The organism is Streptomyces sp. NBC_00433, from assembly GCA_036015235.1.
GTDB lineage: Bacteria > Actinomycetota > Actinomycetes > Streptomycetales > Streptomycetaceae > Actinacidiphila.
This window is the reverse complement of sequence record CP107926.1, coordinates 3,939,257-3,956,347: the sequence shown is the minus strand read 5'-3', so window position 1 is coordinate 3,956,347 and position 17,091 is coordinate 3,939,257. Positions and strand designations below refer to the sequence as shown.

The window sequence follows — 17,091 nt, the reverse complement described above, 5'->3', positions numbered from 1 at the left end:
CGCTCGCCTGCCGCCCGCTTGCCGCCCGGCTTTCGGCCGACCCTGAGATGGCGTCAGGGTGGGTACTCCGGATCGTGTACGGGGGCGCGGGAGCGTCATCCCGCGGGTGTACACGGAGTTGGCCCCGGGGGCTGATGTGTCGGAGGGGCCGATTTGGTGAGATGGATACACACCACTTCGGGGCGGACCGGGCGACAATGGCCCGGGGAGTGGACGAGTGCAGTACAGCGAACCCGCCGCTGACGACGGAGGTAGAGACGCAATGGCACTGATCCAACCGGCACAGCCGGAGGCGCGCGACCCCGAAGGAGGGCGGCGGCGCAAGGCCCTGCGCTATGCCGTCCCGGCGGCGGTCGTGGGCGTGACCGCGGCGACCATCGGACTGGTCCCCGCGCTCGCGGACAGCGGCGACCCGTCCCTGCCGTCCCTCACCGCCGAGCAGATCATCACCAAGATCGCCGCCTCCGACACCCAGACCGTGGACGGCACGGTCAAGATCACCACCGACCTGGGCCTGCCGTCCGTCCTGACCGGGGGCAGCGGGAGCAGCCTGTTCGGCGGAGCCGTGGCGCCGCCGTCGTTCGGCTCGCGCGACGGCTCGCGGGCCGACCCGCAGCGGCAGCTCCCCCAGTTGCTCGTCGGCAGCCACACCCTGCATGTCGCCGCCGACGGCCAGGACCGGCAGAAGGTCTCGATCATCGAGCCCGCCGCCGAATACAGCGTGATCCACGACGGCTCGCAGGTGTGGGCGTATGACAGCGCGTCCAACGAGGCGTATCACGCCGCACTGCCCGCCCGGGAGAGCCTGTCCGGGAAGGCGGGCGCGCGGCAGCAGCCGCGCCCCGAGGACTTCCCCGCGACCCCGCAGGCCGCCGCCCGGCAGATCCTCAAGGCGGCCGACGGCACCGCCTCGATCACCGCGGACGGCACCGCGAAGGTCGCCGGGCGCAGTGCGTACGAACTGCTGATCCGCCCGCAGCACGCGTCGGCCACGACGGTCGAGTCGATCAGGATCGCGGTCGACTCCAAGACCGGGGTGCCGCTGAAGTTCACGCTCCAGCCCAAGGGCAAGGGCAAGGCGGCCGTCGAGATCGGCTACACCAAGGTCAGCTTCGACAAGCCCGCCGCGAGCACCTTCACCTTCACCCCGCCCAAGGGCGCCAAGGTGACCGAGGCCAAGGAGACCGCCCGCAAGGGCGCGTCGCCCGCCGCGTTGTCCGGCCTCGGCGCGGGCAGCTCCGTCGGGTCCGGCTGGGACACCGTCGCGGTCTTCCACAGCAAGGGCGCGCTGCCGTCGGGTGCGGAGAAGAACGGCAGGGGAGGGGCCGCGGGGATGCTCGGCGGCTTCGGCAAGCAGGTCAGCGGTTCCTTCGGCACGGGCACGCTCCTCCACACCCGGCTGGTCAATGTGCTGCTGACGCAGGACGGCACGATATATGCCGGTGCGGTCGACGAGTCCGCGCTGACCGCGGCCGCGAGCAGCGCCGCGCGCTGACACCGGTGGCCCCGCCGCCGGGCGGGGCCACGTCGCCCGGCGGGCGGCCCGCCGGGCGCACATGCCGCCGTCCCCGCCCGTCCCGCTTGCCCGCCCCGCCCGCTGACGAAGCCGACCAAGGAGTGCGATGGACCAGCCGCCCGCCGCGCACGGCCCGGCGTCCGACGTGGTGATCGAGACCCGCGGGCTGGCCAAGCAGTATCGGGGCACGCTCGCCGTGGACGGCCTCGACCTCCAGGTGCCGCGCGGCAGCGTGTTCGGCTTCCTCGGGCCCAACGGCTCGGGCAAGACGACCACGATCCGGATGCTGATGGGCCTGATCGAGCCGACCGCGGGCAGCGCCCGCGTCCTCGGCCGCCCCATGCCGCGCTCCTCCCGCAGCGTGCTGCCCAAGGTCGGCGCCCTCATCGAGGGCCCCGCGCTCTACGGATTCCTGTCCGGCCACGACAATCTGGTCCGCTACGACGCCGCAGACCCGACGGCCGACCCGCGGACCAGGAAGGCCAGGGTGGGTTCGGCGCTCGACCGGGTCGGGCTGACCGCGGCGGCGGGGAAGAAGGCGAAGGCGTATTCACTCGGCATGAAGCAGCGGCTCGGGCTGGCGTCCGCGCTGCTCCAGCCGCGCGAGCTGCTGGTGCTGGACGAGCCGACCAACGGCCTGGACCCGCAGGGCATGCGGGAGATCAGAACCCTGGTCAGGGAGCTGGCCGACGACGGCACCACCGTCTTCCTGTCCTCGCACCTGCTGGACGAGATCGAGCAGGTCTGCACGCATGCCGCGGTGATGGCCCGCGGCCGACTGATCACCCAGGGGCCGGTCACCGAGCTGTCCGCGGGCACCCGCGGCCGCCTCGCGGTCACCACCCCCGACCCGGCCGAGACCGTCCGGGTGCTGGCCGCCCACGGCGTCACCGACCTGGTCACCGACCCGCACACAGACCAGGTCACCGGTGAGCTGCCCGCCGAGCCGCCCGACCTGGCGGAGCTGAACGCCGCCCTGGTCGCCGCCGGGGTGCGGGTGCGCGGCTTCGGGGTGCGGCGGGCGTCGCTGGAGGACGCGTTCGTGGCTCTGACAGGGGAGGGTTTCGATGTCGCGGGCTGAGACCACCGCGGGCCCCGGCCTGCACGACGGCGACCCCGGGCAGCAGTCGGGGGAGCCGGACCGGGATCGCGCCCCCGCACCACCGGCGTCCCGGGCGCCCCGAGCGGTGTGGTCGCTCGGCCTGTTCGGCTCCGAGCTGCTGATCGTCTTCCGCCGCGCCCGCACCCTGGCCCTGCTCGGCGTGCTGGCCGGCGTGCCGGTGCTGGTCGGCATCGCGGTCAGGATCGAGACCCGCGACGGCAGCTCGGTCGGCGGCAGTGACGGCGGCGGCCCGGCCTTCCTCGAACAGATCAGCAACAACGGCCTCTTCCTCGCCTTCGCCTCTCTCGCCGCGACCCTGCCCTTCTTCCTCCCGATGGCCATCGGCGTGGTGGCCGGGGACTCCGTCGCGGGCGAGGCCAGCACCGGCACCCTCCGCTATCTGCTGGTCGCCCCGGCCGGCCGCACCCGCCTGCTGCTCGCCAAATACGCCGCGGTGCTGACCTTCTGCGTCGCCGCCACCCTCGTCGTGGTGCTCTCGGCGGTCGTCGTCGGCTTCAGCCTCTTCCCGGTCGGCGACGTCACCCTGCTCTCCGGCAACAGCGTCCCTCTCTCCGACGGCATCCTGCGCGGCCTGTTGATCGCCCTCCTGGTCGCGTCCTCCCTCATCGGCCTGGGCGCGCTGGGCCTGTTCATCTCCACCCTCACCGACAGCGGTATCGGCGCGATGGCCGCCACGGTCGGCCTGCTGATCACCATCCAGATCATCAACAACATCCCCCAGCTCCACGCCGTGCAGCCCTACCTCTTCCCCCACTACTGGCTGAGCTTCGCCGACGTGATGCGCGCCCCCGTCATATGGAGCGGCATCCTGAAGAACCTCGCCCTCCAGCTCCTCTACGCCGCCGTCTTCGGCTCCGCCGCCTGGGCCCGCTTCACCACTCGCGACGTGACGGCGTAAGGAGGCCGGGCCGGCCGGCCGACGGGCCCGCGCTGGCGTGCGGCAGCGAAGAGCGAGGGCAGGTCAAGGCGACCGGGCTGTTTACACGTCCCTGATCTGCTGTTAGCTTCACGAATGGGAGCGCTCCCATGAGTAGTGAAGCGCGCCCACGACATTTCTCCCCCCACTCCCCCCACTCCGCCCCTGAGGACCCGGCTGCGGTGGACCCACGGCCTCGGGGACGTTGCCGGAAAGGTCACCACCTTGAAGAGGAACAGACAGCTCTCCTTAATCGCCGTCCTCGCCACGCTGCTCTCGGCGTTCGGCATCGTCCTGATCACCCAGGGCTCCGCGCAGGCCCACGGTGTCGCCATGGCGCCCGGGTCGCGGACGTATCTGTGCTACCAGGACGCCAAGACGTCCTCGGGCGCGCTCGTGCCGACCAACCCGGCGTGTGCCGCGGCGGTCGCGCAGAGCGGGACGACGCCGCTCTACAACTGGTTCGCGGTGCTCGACTCCAACGCGGGGGGCCGCACGTCGGGCTACGTGCCCGACGGGACGCTGTGCAGCGCGGGCAACAAGTCGCCGTACGACTTCTCGTCCTACAGCGCGGCCCGCTCCGACTGGCCCCGCACCCACCTGACGTCGGGGTCGACGATCCAGCTGCAGTACAGCAACTGGGCCCAGCACCCGGGCACCTTCCACATCTATGTGACCAAGCAGGGCTGGTCCCCGACCACCCCGCTGGCCTGGGCCGACCTGGAGTCGATCGGGACCAGCACCAACCCGCCGGTGGTGGGCTCGCCCGGCACGGACGGCGGGCACTACTACTGGGACCAGGCGCTTCCCGCCGGTCGTACGGGCAATGCCCTGATCTTCATCCAGTGGGTCCGCTCGGACAGCAACGAGAACTTCTTCTCCTGCTCCGACGTCGCCTTCGACGGCGGCCACGGCGAGGTCACCGGCATCCACAACGGCTCCACCACGCCGCCGACCTCCACCCCCCCGACGTCCACGCCGCCGACCTCCACGCCGCCGACCTCCACGCCGCCGACGTCCACCCCCCCGACGTCCACGCCGCCGACCTCCACGCCGCCGACGTCCATGCCGCCCGTCGACGGCGCCTGCATGGCGCTGTATTCGGTGACCACCACCTGGAGCGGCGGCTTCCAGGCCTCGGTCGAGGTCATGAACCACGGCACCTCACCGTCGAGCCATTGGACGGTGAACTGGAAGCTGGGCGACGGTACGACGATCAACAGTCTGTGGAACGGCGTCCTGACCACCAGCGGCGGTAATGCCAAGGCCGTCAACGCCAACTACAACGGCACGATCCCGCCGGACGGCACGACCACGTTCGGCTTCACCGCCAACACCACGACCGGCATCAACCTGCCCAACGGCTCCATCACCTGCACGTTCTCCTGACGTGCGGTAGGCACGGCCACCGCCGGAAGCAGTCGCCCGCCCCGTACGGCCCAGCGGCCGTACGGGGCGGGCGCGTGCCCGCGGGGCGCCTCACGGGGTGAGGATCACGGGGTGAAGAAGGTCTTCGCGCGCAGCGCCGCGTCCTCGTCGGCGACGACCTGGCCCGGACGGTTCGCGCTGCCCAGCAGGACGCCGCGGAAGTCCATCCGCATGTAGCGGGCGGTCTTGGCGAGGGTGCCGATCAACGGGTCGGCGTCGGAGTGGTCGGCGCCCGAGAGGGCTGTGACGCCCCACAGGGTGCGGCCGGCCATGCGGGCGCGGAAGTCGAGGCCGGGGACGCGCATCCAGCCCGACCAGTTGTCGAGGTAGTGCTTGGCGGGCGTGGAGAGGGAGTACCAGTACAGCGGGGACGCGATGACCAGGTCGGTCGCGTCGAGCGTGGCGTCCAGCAGTGTCCTGGCGTGGCCGCTGGGCTGGGGGTACGAGCCGTCGCCGTCGTGGCGTACGTCGGTGAAGGCGGGCAGCCGCATCTCCGCGAGCCGCACCCAGTGCTGCTCCACCTCGGACGGCAGCTGCGCCGCCGCCTGCTGTGCCAGCGCCTCGGTGTTGCCGCCCGCGCGGGTGCTGCCGAGGAGGAAGAGGAACCGTCGCCCCGAGAAGTCATGCATGTGCATATATTGCGCACGCAATGAATGTACTGTCAAAGCGATTCCCCTCACACCCCGGGGGTCACACCCCGGGTGCCCGGCGGAGGAGCCCCGATTTCCGGGTGAACGGGAGGCCAAGGGCTGTCCCGCTGATCCCCGGCGGGCGCGCGACGACAGCTACGGCACCTCGCTGCGTTGTCGGGCTCGCCCGAACACGACCCGGTATGAGGGCGGCCCTTCGCCTTGCGATGTACCGCGTCTGACGCCGCGCGCTGGTCCACCGCGGATTACAGGACAGCCCTTAGGCGGAACGGGCCGGGGCGGCCGCAGGGCCTGGGGCCGGGGGCGCGAGGGCGGCCGCGGCCGTACGGGTGCGGCGGGCATTGCGCAGGGCGTCGACCGTCAGCAGGACCAGCGCCGACCAGACCAGCAGGAAGCCGACCCACTGCTCGGCGGACATCGTCTCGTGGAAGTGGAGGATGCCGATCAGGAACTGGAAGACCGGCGCCAGGTACTGGAGCAGGCCGAGGGTGGACAGCGGCAGGCGGTTGGCCGACATCCCGAAGCAGACCAGCGGCACGGCGGTGACCAGCCCCGACAGTGCCAGCAGCCCGGCGTGGCCGGGACCGTGGTGGGTGAAGGTCGAGTCGCCGCGGCCGCCGAGGACCAGCAGGAAGGCGAGGGCCGGCAGGAACTGCACGGAGGTCTCCGCGGCCAGCGACTCCAGGCCGCCCATCGCGACCTTCTTCTTGACCAGGCCGTAGGTGCCGAAGGACAGCGCCAGCGTGAGGGCGATCCACGGCAGCCGCCCGTAGCCGACCGCGAGCACCGCGACGGCGGCGCTGCCGATGCCGACCGCCGCCCACTGCACGGGCCGCAGCCGCTCGTGCAGCACCAGGACCGCCAGCGCGATGGTCACCAGCGGATTGATGAAGTAGCCGAGCGAGGTCTCCACGACATGGCCGGCGTTGACCGCCCATATGTACATGCCCCAGTTCACCGACACCACGGTCGCGGCGAGCACGAGCAGGGCGAGCCGGCGCGGCTGGTGGACCAGCTCGGCGACCCAGGCCCACCGGCGCAGCGCCAGCAGGATGACGCCGACCACCACCAGCGACCACACCATCCGGTGGGCCAGGATCTCGCCCGCGCCCGCGGGTTCGAGCAGCGGCCAGTACAGCGGGAACAGTCCCCACAAGCCGTAGGCCACGAATCCGTACACCAGTCCCGCGCGGTTCTCGCCCATCGCCTCGTCCTCCCCACGCCGCCGTACGCGGTGCGGGTACGGGCGGCAGTCCGACCGTAGCGGTACGCCGACCGCACTGCCAGGCCCGTATCGCGCATTGGTCCTGACGCAACCGGCGTCAGGCCACCGGGATGGCGCGGGCAGGCCCCGGGGGCCTACGCGTTCAGCGCCCGCAACTCCACCGCGACCGTCTCGCGCAGCGGCGTCGTCGGGCGGCCGATCAGCCGGGCCATCTCACCGCTGGTGCCGGCCAGCAGGCCCTCCCCGATCGCCCGGTCCACGTCGACCAGCACCGCGGCGAAGTCCGCCGGCACCCCGACGCCGACCAGGATCTCCTGCCGCTCCGCCCCGGTCACCTCGTGGTAGGCGACCTCCCGGCCGGACAGCTCCGCGACGGTGGCCGCGTATTCGGGGAAGCTCCAGGCGGTGTCGCCGCTCAGGTCGTACGCCTTGTTCTCGTGGCCCTCGCCGGTCAGCACGGCCGCTGCCGCCGCCGCGTAGTCCGCCCGCGCGGCCGACGCGACCCGCCCGTCGCCCGCGTTGCCGATCACGACGCCGTGTTCGAGCACCGCGGGCAGGTTGGCGGTGTAGACCTCGGTGTACCACCCGTTGCGCAGGAAGACGTACGGCAGCCCGGACGCCAGGACGGCCTCCTCGGTGGCCTTGTGCTCGTCGGCGAGGATGAAGTCGGCGGCCGGGCCGCCCAGCACACCGGTGTAGGCCAGCAGCGCCACGCCCGCCTCGGCGGCCGCGTCGACCACCGCGGTGTGCTGCGGGACACGGCGGCCGACCTCGTTCCCCGAGATCAGCAGGACGCGGTCGCCGGCCGCGAAGACGGCCTTCAGGCTCGCGGGCCGGTCGTAGTCCGCGACCCGTACCTCCACCCCGCTCGCGGCGAGGTCGGCGGCCTTGTCCGCGTCCCGCACGACGGCGGCGATCCCGGCGGGCGCGACCCCGCGCTCCAGCAGGTCTGCGATGACGAGGCGGCCGAGCTGGCCGGTGGCTCCGGTGACGACGATGCTCACGGTGGTTCTCCCGGGTTTCTTGCGGACGCGTTTGTCGCGGTCGGACGTGATCACCGTAACCGGCACGCTAACTTATGGAAAGTACCCACCTTGACGTACGGTACGTACATGAAGGTGAGCTGCCCTGAGCGGGCCATCCTCGAACACGTCACCAGCCGGTGGGGCGTCCTGGTGCTCGCGGCCCTCCTGGACGCCGGCACCCTGCGCTTCAGCGAACTGCGGAACGGCATAGGCGACGTCAGCGAGAAGATGCTGACGCAGACGCTGCGGACCCTGGAGCGCGACGGTTTCGTACGCCGCCGCGCCCGGCCCGTCATACCGCCGCACGTCGACTACGACCTGACCGACCTCGGCCACGAGGCGGCCCTCAAGGTGCGAGCGCTCGCCGCGTGGACCGAGTCCCGCGTCTCCGCGGTTGCCGCGGCCCAATCGTCCTACGACGCCCGCACCTGACCCTGCGGTGCCTCTTCGGCAGGGGGCGTGCCTCCGCCGGCGCGGTGGCTGAGGGGTGCCCCTTCGGCAAGGGGGCGTGCTTCCGCCGGGCGCGGTGGCCGGGCGGTTCCCTTCAGGTAAGGGGGTGGCTGATGGGGGCGCGGGGAACTGCGCGACAAGCCCCCACCGGCCGGTGGTCCGGTACGGACCGGGCAGCCCCTTTCGGCCGGTGGCGACGTGCAGCCCGTGGTGGGTTGGTCGCGCCGTTCCCCGCGCCCCTAAGCCTGCTTCTTCCCTGCCGGGAAGGCTAGGGGACGGTCCAGGTGTCGGTGCCGGCGAGCAGGCCGGCCAGGTCGCCTTCGCCCTGGCGGGTGACGGCGAGGTCGAGTTGCTCGGCCATGTCGGTGTCGTAGACGGGGCGGGTGGTGTCGCGCAGGACACCGATGGGGGTGTGGTGCAGGGTGTCGGGGTCGGCCAGCCGCGACAGGGCGAACGCCGTCGTGGGGCTGGCGGCGTGCGCGTCATGGACGAGGACGCCGTCCGTCCCGGACGCGGTGACGTCGATGACCGTCAGGTCACCGGTGGCGGGGTCGCGGATGACGCCCTTGGAGCCGAGGCCGTCCTCGGCGGGGGCGCCGAAGCGGATGGGTCGGCCGTGTTCGAGGCGGATGACGGCTTCTTGTGCGGTCGCACTGTCTTTGAGGGCGTCGAAGGCGCCGTCGTTGAAGATGTTGCAGTTCTGGTAGATCTCCACCAGCGCTGTCCCGGGGTGGTCGGCGGCCGCCCGCAGCACCGACTGCAGGTGCTTGCGGTCCGAGTCGATGGTGCGGGCCACGAAGCTCGCCTCCGCGCCGATCGCCAGCGACAGCGGGTTGAACGGCGCGTCCAGCGATCCCATCGGTGTGGACTTGGTGATCTTCCCGGTCTCCGACGTCGGGGAGTACTGCCCCTTCGTCAGCCCGTAGATCCGGTTGTTGAACAGCAGGATCTTCAGGTTCACATTCCGCCGCAACGCGTGGATCAGATGGTTCCCGCCGATCGACAGCGCGTCCCCGTCGCCCGTCACCACCCATACCGACAGGTCCCGGCGGGACGTGGCAAGCCCCGTCGCGATCGCGGGGGCCCGGCCGTGGATGGAGTGCATACCGTAGGTGTTCATGTAGTACGGGAAGCGGGAGGAGCAGCCGATCCCGGAGATGAAGACGATGTTCTCGCGGGCCAGGCCCAGCTCGGGCATGAACGACTGGACGGCGGCCAGGACCGCGTAGTCGCCGCAGCCGGGGCACCAGCGGACTTCCTGGTCGGATTTGAAGTCCTTCATCGACTGCTTGCCGGTCGCTTTGGGGACCAGCGTGAGCGCCTCAGACACTGCCACCCACCTCCTCCTGCTGCTGCTGCGGGTTCATGATCGCGGTGATGGCCTGGGCGAGCTGCTCGGCCTTGAAGGGCAGGCCGGTGACCTGGGTCAGTGAGGAGGTGTCGACCAGGTAGCGGGCCCGCAGCAGGTGCGCGAGCTGTCCCAGGTTCATCTCCGGGACCACCACCCGCTCATAGGCGCCCAGCACCTCTCCCAGATTCGCCGGGAACGGGTTCAGGTGCCGCAGGTGGGCCTGGGCGATGTGCTCGCCGCCGCGGCGGATCCGCCGTACCGCCGCCGTGATCGGCCCGTACGTCGACCCCCACCCCACCACCAGCGTCCGCGCACCCCCCGTGGGGTCGTCGACCTGAACGTCGGGCACGGTGATCCCGTCGATCTTCGCCTGCCGGGTACGGACCATCAGATCGTGGTTGGCCGGGTCGTAGGAGATGTTGCCCGTGCCGTCCTGCTTCTCGATCCCCCCGATCCGGTGCTCCAGCCCCGCCGTGCCCGGCACCGCCCACGGCCGCGCCAACGTCTCCGGGTCCCGCAGATAGGGCCAGAACGCCTCCGTCCCGTCGGCGTCCGCATGATTCGGGCCCTCAGCGAAATCGACCCGCAGATCGGGCAGCTCACTGACCGCCGGGATCCGCCACGGCTCCGAGCCGTTCGCCAGATACCCGTCCGAGAGCAGGAAGACCGGGGTGCGGTAGGCCACCGCGATCCGCACGGCCTCCAAAGCGGCCGTGAAACAGTCCGCCGCCGTGGCCGGCGCGACCACCGGCACCGGCGCCTCACCGTTGCGGCCGAACATCGCCTGCAACAGATCGGCCTGCTCGGTCTTGGTCGGCATACCCGTCGACGGCCCGCCGCGCTGGATGTCCACCACCAGCAGCGGCAACTCCAACGACACCGCCAACCCGATCGTCTCCGACTTCAGCGCCACCCCCGGCCCCGACGTCGTCGTCACCGCCAACGCCCCACCGAACGCCGCACCCAAAGCCGCGCCGATCGCCGCGATCTCGTCCTCGGCCTGGAAGGTCCGCACCCCGAAGTTCTTGTGCCGCGACAGCTCATGGAGGATGTCGGAGGCCGGGGTGATCGGATACGACCCCAGGAACAGCGGCAGCCCCGACTGCCGCGACGCCGCGACCAACCCGTACGACAGCGCCAGATTCCCCGAGATGTTCCGGTACGTCCCCGCGGGGAACGCCGCCGACGCCGGCGCGACCTCGTAGGAGACCGCGAAGTCCTCGGTGGTCTCCCCGAAATTGAAGCCCGCACGGAACGCCGCGACGTTCGCCGCCGCGATATCCGGCTTCTTCGCGAACTTCCGCAGCAAGAACGCCTCGGTACCCTCCGTCGGCCGGTGGTACATCCACGACAGCAACCCCAGAGCGAACATGTTCTTCGCCCGCTCCGCGTCCTTCCGCGCCAGCCCCGAGTCCTTCAACGCCTCCACCGTCAGCGTCGTCAACGGCACCCGGTGCACCGCGAACCCCGCCAGCGAATCGTCATCCAGCGGACTCGACGGCCACCCGACCTTCGCCATCGCCCGCTTCGTGAACTCATCGGTGTTCACGATGACCTCCGCACCCCGCGGCAGATCACCCAGATTCGCCTTCAACGCCGCCGGATTCATCGCGACCAGCACATCCGGCGCGTCACCCGGCGTCAGAATGTCATGATCCGCGAAATGCAACTGGAACGACGACACCCCCGGCAACGTCCCCGCAGGCGCCCGGATCTCCGCCGGGAAATTCGGCAGCGTCGACAGATCATTACCGAACGACGCCGTCTCCGACGTGAAACGATCACCCGTAAGCTGCATACCATCACCGGAATCACCCGCAAACCGGATAATCACCCGGTCGAGGCGCCTGGTTTCCTTGGCCGGTTTGTGCTGATCACCGACTACGTCGACGTCGACAACGATCGGCGGCTCTTCCGCGGTACCCGCGGGGATGGGGCTGCTGACCTGGCTGGTCACTGAAACGGACCTCCTTCGAGGCGGCGGCTCACGGGTCATCGTACGGCGGTAAGGCTCACCTTCCCCGGAGGTCCGGGGAAGTGAGAGTCGCGCGTACGATCTTTTGTCCCAAAGGGTGAGACGCCGTCTCGTTCAGTGAGACGAAATCGCCGGTGGAGGCCGCGTACCTCAGGAGTTGAGGTAGGTGAGCACGGCCAGCACGCGACGGTGATCCCCGTCACTCGGGGTCAGGCCCAGCTTCAGGAAGATGTTGCTGACGTGCTTCTCGACCGCTCCGTCGCTGACCACCAGCTGCTTGGCGACGGCCGAGTTCGTACGCCCCTCGGCCATCAGGCCGAGCACCTCGCGTTCTCGCGGAGTGAGATTGGCGAGGACATGCTGCTTGCGGCTGCGGCCGAGCAGCTGGGCGACCACCTCGGGGTCCAGGGCCGTACCGCCCTCGGCCACCCTGACCACGGCATCCACGAATTCGCGGACGTCGGCGACGCGGTCCTTGAGTAGATATCCCACCCCGCGACTGCTGCCCGCGATCAGCTCGGTCGCGTACTGCTCTTCCACATACTGAGACAGCACCAGGACGCCCACCTCGGGGTGCTCCCGGCGCAACTGCACCGCCGCGCGGACGCCTTCGTCCGTGTGGGTGGGGGGCATCCGGACGTCGGCGACCACCACGTCGGGAGCCGCGCCCTGGGACGCGAGCTCGTCGACCGCCTTGATCAGCCCGACGGCGTCGCCGACACCGGCCACCACGTCGTGGCCGCGATCGGTCAGCAGCCGCGTCAGACCGTCCCGCAGCAGTACCGAATCCTCGGCGATGACCACTCGCACCTTGTCCTCCACCGTTCCGTGCCCCCCCGTGTCCGACTGACCCGCCCAGCATCCCAGCATCGGCGGGCGAATGGGGAATACGGTTGCTGTGGGCAAGGTTGCGCCCGGCAGCCGGTGGGCGCCGCGACTTCCCTCGCGGCGGCCAGGGAGAGGAGTGCGCGTGCACGCGGTCGGATTCGACGTCAACGGCGGCCCCGAGGTGCTGCGGCAGCTGGAACTGCCCGCCCCCGCGCCAGGACCTGGGCAGGTGCTGGTCCGGGTCGCCTACGCCGGCGTCAATTACGGCGAACTCCAGCACGTGCTCGGCGACTTCGGGCCGCCGCACGGAGCGCGCGGGGTGGACGTGCCGGGGTTCGAGGTCTCCGGCGTGATCGCCGCGCTCGGACCCGGCGTCGGCGGGCTCGCGGTCGGCGAGCCGGTCGCCGCGTATCTGCCGGACGGCGGCGGTTACGCCGAATACGCCGTCGCCTCCGCGGAGTTCGTCTTCCCGCTGGACGGGATATCGCTACGGGACGGCGGCGGCGCCGCCCTCGTCCTCACCACCGCCTACGGCGTCCTGACCGGCGCGGCCCGGCTGCGGGCCGGCGACACCGTCCTGATCCACGCGGCGGCCGGCGGAGTCGGCTCCACGGCCGCGCAGATCGCCCGGTCACTGGGCGCCGCCGCGGTCCACGGGACCGTGGGGTCACCCGAGAAGGCCGCCTACGCCAAGCGCTTCGGCTACGACGCCGTCCACCTCAGGGACGCCTTCGCCGACCGGCTGCGCGACCTCGACGTCGTCCTCGACCCCGTCGGCGGCAAGACCCGGCTCGCCAGCCTCGCCCTGCTCGCGCCCTTCGGCCGGCTGGCCGTCTACGGCGAGGCGGCCCGCGAACCCGACCTCAGCCTCCCCGTCCTCCCCTTCTGGAAGAGCAACCGCTCCCTGACGGGTTACAACATCGCCGACCTCGCCCGCCGCGCCCCCCGCACGGTCCGCGGCCACGCCCTCTCCGCCTTCGCCCTCCTGGCCTCGGGCGCGATCCGCCTCGACGTCACAGCCGAACATCCCCTGCCGGAGGCGGCGTCCGCCCTCGCGGCCCTGCGGACCGGGCACACCATGGGCAAGACGCTTCTTGCGGTCAACCCCGGGTGAGCACCACCTGCGGTGGGCTCCTTGCCCGCGGCCCGGTGGGGGCTGTTCGCGCAGTTCCCCGCGCCCCCGGGTGGTTGCCACTTGCTGTGGCGTTGCTTGCCCGCGACCCGGTGGTGGGTTGTGCGCGCAGTTCCTCGCGCCCCTGGGGTGATTGCCCCTTGCGGTGCGTGCTTGTCTGCGACGCGATCTCGGCGGGGCGCGCAGTTCCCCGCGCCCCTTTGGGCCTGCGTCCTCCGACGCCCAGGCGTTGGTCCCTGGCAGGGGCTCTGTGCGCAGGAGGGCACGCGTTTTTCAGGGGCGCGGGGAACTGCGCGCCCGCCGAAGAGGCGGGAGAGAAGGCAACGCCACGCCAAGTGGCAATCACCTGGGGGCGCGGGGAACTGCGCGACCAGCCATGACGGCGGGAAAGGCGACGGCCCGCGGCAGGGGGCAGCCGCCTACCACGGCGGTGGGGAAGGTGACTGCCTGGCGCAAAGGGCGCCCCCTGGCGGGGTCACGCCCGCCAGGGAAGTTCGGCGGTGATGCGGGTCGGGCCACCGGCCGGGGAGTCGACGGCCAGGACACCGTCGACGGAGTCGAGGCGTTCCGCGAGGCCGGCCAGGCCGGAGCCGGCCGCGAGGGAGGCCCCACCACGCCCGTCGTCGGAGACGAAGAGCATCAGCCGGTCCTCGACCTGCCAGATGTCGACGGAAGCGCGCGCAGCGCCACTGTGCTTGCTGACGTTCTGCAGCAGCTCGGAGACGGTGAAGTAGGCGATGCCCTCGATCGCGGGCACGGGCCTGGCCGGCAGGTCGACCGTCACCGAGACCGGGACGGTGCAGCGGGCCGCGACGGCGGACAGGGCCGGACCCAGGCCGCGGTCGGTGAGGATCGCCGGGTGGATGCCGCGGGCGAGGTCGCGCAGCTCCTGGAGGGCGATCTTCACCTCGCCGTGCGCCTCCTCGACCATCGCGGCGCCGACCGCCGGGTCCTCAAGGAGCTTCTCCTTGGCCAGGCCCAGGTCCATGGCGAGGGCGACGAGGCGGGCCTGGGCGCCGTCGTGGAGGTCGCGTTCGATGCGCCGCAGGTCGGCGGCCGCGGTGTCGACCACGACGCCGCGGTCGGACTCCAGCTCGGTGACCCGGTCGTCCAGCCGGGACGGCCCGAGCAGGCCGAGGACCAGGATCCGGTCCGCGTGCGCCATGCCGCGGATGACCCACGGAGTGGCCAGTACGAGCAGCCCGCCGAGGACCACGCACAGCACCATGTCCGCCGGGGTGTGCAGCCACCAGCCGTGCCGGCCGTCGTCGCTGCCGTAGACCTGCAGGCCGTCCTGCCCGAAGTAGACCGGGAAGACCCAGCGCCACAGCGGGTAGGTCAGCAGGCCCCAGCCGTAGGTGAAGAGGCTGAGGGACACGGAGAAGCTGATGATGCCCCACGGGAAGTGCAGCAGCATGTAGATGACGTGCCGCCAGTTGACACCGCTGCTGAGCTGGGCGCCCATCCGGGCGAGGAAGCCGCGGCCCTTGGTGCGTACCGGCCCCGGCTCGTCCACGTCCAGCAGCAGGAGCGTACGCGCCCGGCCGCGCTCGACCCGCCCGATAGCCCGGCACCCGCCCAGGGCCAGCACCAGCAGCGGCAGGCCGACGAAGGTGATGAGGAGGCCCGCGCTGAGCGAGAGCATCGTGACGGTCCACACGAAACCGGTGATCGCCATCGGCAGGTTGAGCAGCGCGTAGCCGAACTCGCGCCACGTCCGCGCCTCGAAGGGCGCCCGCACCGCGGCCGGGGCCCTGTGCCGTGCCTGCTCTTGCTCCTGGTAGCCGTACGCCATGGTCGGGCCCGTCCTCTCCGCACTGCTCGTCATACCCCCCACCATGGCCTTTCGCCGCCGCCTGCCCCATGGTGCGGATCGGCCTCTTGGAGGTGGGGCTACCCCTACCAGCCCCCGCGGGCGCCTCGTACGCACCCACAGCGCCGCTGTACGGGGGCCGGCCGCCCCCTTCCCCGCGTCAGCCTGGGGCTCCGCTCCTCCGCAGAGGGCAGGCACCAGGGGCGCGTGGGGGTACCCCCAGGCGAAGCCCTGGGGGAGAACGGAGCGACCAGCCACGAAGGCGCGGCGGAGGGCGGCCCACCGCAAGGGGCAGCGCGTACCCCCCCACCGCAAGGGGCAGGGGCGGCCCACCGCAAGGGCCAGGTTGCGTACCCCCCACCCGACCGGTGGTCAGCGGCGGAAGTCCCGGTCCCGCCAGGGAAGCTCGGCCGTGACGACGGTCGGGCCGCCCGGCGGGGAGGCGACGACGAAGAGCCCGTCGACGGAGTCGAGGCGTTCCGCGAGGCCGGCCAGGCCGGAGCCGGCCGCCACGTCGGCACCCCCGTGCCCGTCGTCGCGGACCTGGACCATCAGCCGGTCCGCGGCCCGCCACACGTCGACGGAGGCGCTCGTGCCGCCGCTGTGCTTGCTGACGTTCTGCAGCAGCTCGGAGACGGTGAAGTAGGCGATGCCCTCGATGGCCTCCGCGGGCCTGGCCGGCAGGTCGACGGTCACGGTGACGGGGACGGTGCAGCGGGTGGCGACGGCCGACAGCGCCGCGTCGAGGCCGCGGTCGGTGAGGATCGCCGGGTGGATGCCGCGGGCGAGGTCGCGCAGCTCCTGGAGGGCGATCTTGACCTCGCCGTGCGCCTCGTCGACCATCCGGGCGGCGGCCTCGGGGTCTTCGAGCAGCTTCTCCCGGGCGAGGCCCAGGTCCATGGCGAGGGCGACGAGGCGGGCCTGGGCGCCGTCGTGCAGGTCGCGTTCGATGCGCCGCAGGTCGGCGGCCGCGGTGTCGACCACGACGCCGCGGTCGGACTCCAGTTCGGCGATCCGCTTCTCCAGCTCGTCGGACGGCTGGAGCAGCCCGCGTACGAGCGCCCGGTCCACCGCCGACATCCCGCGGGCCAGGAACGGCAGCACCGGCCAGGCGACGAAGAGCGAGGTCAGCGTCACGGTGAAGGTGACGATGCCCCACGGCAGCCGGATCGCCAGGTAGAGCGCGTGCCGCCAGGCCACCGGGTCCTTGAGCGTCACCCACAGCCAGGGCAGGAAGCCGAAGGTGCTGCGCCGCAGCGGCCGCGGCTCCTCGACCTTCACCCCCAGCAGCGCCCGCGCCCTCGCGCGCTCCACCGTGCCGAGCATCCGGCAGCCGATCAGGCTCACGGAGAGCAGCGGCAGCCCGATCACGGTGACGGAGAGCCCCGCACCGATCGACAGCGTCGTGACGACGTAGACGAAGCCGAGGATCGCCATCGGGAGATTCAGCAGCAGGTTGAGGATCTCCTTCCACGTCACCGCGTCGAAGGCGAAACGGGGCGGCGGGAGGGCGGCGCTGTCGGACCCGTCGGCCGGGTGGGCCGCCGTGGCCGTGGCGCTGCTGTATGTCGAGGGCGGCGAGGCGTTCATGGCACCAGCCTGCCGGGGAAGCGGCCTCCCGCGCCATGGGGTGGGTAGGCCGGACGTGGGTGGGGTTAT

The 17,091-nt window shown here is 71.7% G+C and carries 14 protein-coding genes; 6 read left to right on the top strand and 8 right to left on the bottom strand.

Annotated features, from left to right (window positions below):
* Nucleotides 1–262 precede the first annotated feature (262 nt).
* From OG900_16540 to OG900_16525, 4 genes are all read left to right on the top strand, one after another.
* Nucleotides 263–1,495: a DUF2092 domain-containing protein gene (locus OG900_16540; protein ID WUH91557.1), complete on the top strand. Its 1,233-nt coding sequence runs from the start codon at nucleotides 263–265 to the stop codon at nucleotides 1,493–1,495.
* Between the two features lie 127 nt (nucleotides 1,496–1,622).
* Nucleotides 1,623–2,597 carry an ABC transporter ATP-binding protein gene (locus OG900_16535; protein ID WUH91556.1) on the top strand — a complete coding sequence of 325 codons (975 nt, stop codon included), beginning with the start codon at nucleotides 1,623–1,625 and terminating at the stop codon, nucleotides 2,595–2,597.
* The gene (locus tag OG900_16530; protein ID WUH91555.1) at nucleotides 2,584–3,537 is read left to right on the top strand and encodes an ABC transporter permease; all 954 of its coding nucleotides are present in this window, start codon (nucleotides 2,584–2,586) and stop codon (nucleotides 3,535–3,537) included. Before OG900_16535 ends, OG900_16530 begins: the two co-directional genes overlap by 14 nt.
* 243 nt (nucleotides 3,538–3,780) lie before the next feature.
* Entirely contained in the window at nucleotides 3,781–4,944 is a 1,164-nt protein-coding gene (locus OG900_16525) for a lytic polysaccharide monooxygenase (GenBank protein WUH91554.1), read from the top strand.
* A gap of 104 nt (nucleotides 4,945–5,048) precedes the next feature.
* On the opposite strand, the gene OG900_16520 is transcribed toward OG900_16525, so the two are convergent.
* The 3 genes from OG900_16520 to OG900_16510 form a co-directional block, all read right to left on the bottom strand.
* Nucleotides 5,049–5,612 carry an NAD(P)H-dependent oxidoreductase gene (locus OG900_16520; GenBank protein WUH91553.1) on the bottom strand — a complete coding sequence of 188 codons (564 nt, stop codon included), beginning with the start codon at nucleotides 5,610–5,612 and terminating at the stop codon, nucleotides 5,049–5,051.
* Nucleotides 5,613–5,892: 280 nt separating this feature from the next.
* Nucleotides 5,893–6,837, bottom strand: a complete 945-nt coding sequence (gene rarD / locus OG900_16515) for an EamA family transporter RarD (GenBank protein WUH91552.1) — start codon at nucleotides 6,835–6,837, stop codon at nucleotides 5,893–5,895.
* A gap of 155 nt (nucleotides 6,838–6,992) precedes the next feature.
* The gene (locus OG900_16510; GenBank protein WUH91551.1) at nucleotides 6,993–7,862 is read right to left on the bottom strand and encodes an SDR family oxidoreductase; all 870 of its coding nucleotides are present in this window, start codon (nucleotides 7,860–7,862) and stop codon (nucleotides 6,993–6,995) included.
* A 108-nt stretch (nucleotides 7,863–7,970) separates the two neighbouring features.
* On the opposite strand from OG900_16510, the gene OG900_16505 reads away from it, so the two are divergent.
* A complete protein-coding gene (locus OG900_16505; GenBank protein ID WUH95792.1) occupies nucleotides 7,971–8,315 on the top strand; it encodes a helix-turn-helix transcriptional regulator in 345 nt (114 codons plus the stop codon).
* 286 nt (nucleotides 8,316–8,601) lie between these two features.
* Here OG900_16505 and OG900_16500 read toward each other — a convergent pair whose 3' ends face one another.
* The 3 genes from OG900_16500 to OG900_16490 form a co-directional block, all read right to left on the bottom strand.
* Nucleotides 8,602–9,615: a 2-oxoacid:ferredoxin oxidoreductase subunit beta gene (locus tag OG900_16500; GenBank protein ID WUH95791.1), complete on the bottom strand. Its 1,014-nt coding sequence runs from the start codon at nucleotides 9,613–9,615 to the stop codon at nucleotides 8,602–8,604.
* Nucleotides 9,616–9,655: 40 nt separating this feature from the next.
* A complete protein-coding gene (locus tag OG900_16495) occupies nucleotides 9,656–11,641 on the bottom strand; it encodes a 2-oxoacid:acceptor oxidoreductase subunit alpha (protein WUH91550.1) in 1,986 nt (661 codons plus the stop codon).
* Nucleotides 11,642–11,809: 168 nt separating this feature from the next.
* Nucleotides 11,810–12,469 (bottom strand): response regulator transcription factor, encoded by a 660-nt coding sequence (locus OG900_16490; GenBank protein ID WUH91549.1) that lies wholly within the window; start codon nucleotides 12,467–12,469, stop codon nucleotides 11,810–11,812.
* A 160-nt stretch (nucleotides 12,470–12,629) separates the two neighbouring features.
* On the opposite strand from OG900_16490, the gene OG900_16485 reads away from it, so the two are divergent.
* Nucleotides 12,630–13,601 (top strand): zinc-binding dehydrogenase, encoded by a 972-nt coding sequence (locus OG900_16485; protein ID WUH91548.1) that lies wholly within the window; start codon nucleotides 12,630–12,632, stop codon nucleotides 13,599–13,601.
* Between the two features lie 493 nt (nucleotides 13,602–14,094).
* On the opposite strand, the gene OG900_16480 is transcribed toward OG900_16485, so the two are convergent.
* Nucleotides 14,095–15,414 (bottom strand): sensor domain-containing protein, encoded by a 1,320-nt coding sequence (locus tag OG900_16480; GenBank protein ID WUH95790.1) that lies wholly within the window; start codon nucleotides 15,412–15,414, stop codon nucleotides 14,095–14,097.
* Nucleotides 15,415–15,804: 390 nt separating this feature from the next.
* Nucleotides 15,805–17,022: a sensor domain-containing protein gene (locus OG900_16475; protein ID WUH91547.1), complete on the bottom strand. Its 1,218-nt coding sequence runs from the start codon at nucleotides 17,020–17,022 to the stop codon at nucleotides 15,805–15,807.
* Nucleotides 17,023–17,091 lie beyond the last annotated feature (69 nt).